Raw genomic sequence first — 1,643 nt, forward strand, 5'->3', positions numbered from 1 at the left:
GGTTTGTTGCCGGCGATCACGCCCGGCGCCGACTCGCCGGGCACCGTGCCATCGGGCCGCACGATCACCACGTCGTCGCCCAGTTTGGGCGCCGCCTGCTCGGGCATGTCGAAGAGCGCGTGATCGACGGCGAACTTGCCGTTGATGTCCATCGCCCCCAGGTGGCCGCCGTTGGCCACGGTCGCGCTGCCCGAAAGCGACAGTTTGCGGTCCGGCGATGCAAACACTTCAAGCTTGTCGGCCACGATGCTCGCGGTCAGGTCGGGTTCTGCGCCGTCGAGGCGCACCTGGCCGGTGGCGCGCAGCGTTCCGCTGGCGCCGTGGAACTCGACCTGCTGGAAGTCGACCAGATTCTGCGACAGCGCAATCCGGATCACCCCATCTTTCAACTGGAGGCCCTGGTCGACCATGGTGGCCGACAAGCCATCGCCCAGCAGCGACCCCGTCAGGTTGGGCTTGGCCACCGTGCCGCCGAGCGCGAGCTTCAGCGCGAGATGGCCGTCGAGCATATAACTCGGACCGAACAGGCCGCCGGTCGTCTTCAGCGACGGCACATTGGCGTTGATGTTGCCCGACACTGCCGCCTCATCATTGACGCCAAGTACACCGTCGTTCATCGCGAGCGTGGTGTGGGCGTCCGCATCGATCACGCCAATCCGGCTCGCCTGCGCATGCACGGTCGCGTTCAGGCGATTGCCCTCGCTGAAGTCGGCACGAGCCGACAGATCGCTAATCCCCAACGAGGCGAGGCCATTGCCAATTTCGACGGTCACGTCGCCACCACGGCGCTTCAACTGGACGTGGCCGGTTGCCGTGTTACCGAGCGCAAAGTCCCAGTCGCCGTCGAACACCAGATCGGTTTTCACCGGCGGCGGCTCACCGGTGAACTCCTGACGGAGCTCCATCAGGCGCGTCACCGAGACGCTGGTCAACGAGCCGGTCGACTGGATCCGTCCGTGGTCGAGCGCGAACGACTTCAGATCCAGCACCGCGCCTTCCAGCGTGAGGCGTGTTGCGCCGAGCGTCACGTGGTTCGGCGCGGCGCTGACGGTGAGTGGTGCTTCGAGATTGATCGCGGGCGTGCCGCGATTCTGCAACTGCGTGACCGTGCCGTCCCAGCGCGTGCCCGCAGGGGTGTCGGAGAGCCGGCCGTTGGCGGCGAGAGCCAGGTCGAGCGGCCGCTCATACAGTGTGCCGAGGGCGTGGGCTTCCAGCGTATGCCGTGCGCGTGTGCCGTTCAGGCGCGCACTTACGGTCGACAGTTCGACGCCGTTGGTGCTCAGGTTGCGCGCGTCGGTCGTGAAGACCAGCGCGCCGTCCATGCCGTCGCGCAATTCGGCATGGCCTTCAGCGTGACCCAGACGGTTCGCGCCAAACACGACGCTGTCGGCTTTGTAGTTCAGTGTCACGTTCGGATGCGCGAACGAGCCGGTCACGTCACCGTCAGCGGCCATTTGACCCGCTAGTCCGAAGCCCAGGCGCTCAAGTTGCGGTGCATCGGCATGAAACCGCAGCCGGTCGCCTGGCGCGCCGAAGCTGCCTTGCAGATCGACCTGGTTGCCCGCCACCGACAGCGTGGCCCGGCTCGGCAGAATCCGCGAGCCCGCCAGTTGGATCAGGCCGCTGCCCGTTAGCGGCAGGTC

At 66.6% G+C, this 1,643-nt stretch carries 1 protein-coding gene; it reads right to left on the reverse strand.

Features of this window, described 5'->3' with window-relative positions; genetic code table 11:
- The coding region (locus WCA53_RS24210) for a translocation/assembly module TamB domain-containing protein (RefSeq protein WP_423916417.1) at positions 1-1,643 on the reverse strand (1,643 nt) is incomplete at both ends.

It is taken from the genome of Caballeronia sp. (genome assembly GCF_049581465.1).
Classification (GTDB): Bacteria; Pseudomonadota; Gammaproteobacteria; order Burkholderiales; family Burkholderiaceae; genus Caballeronia.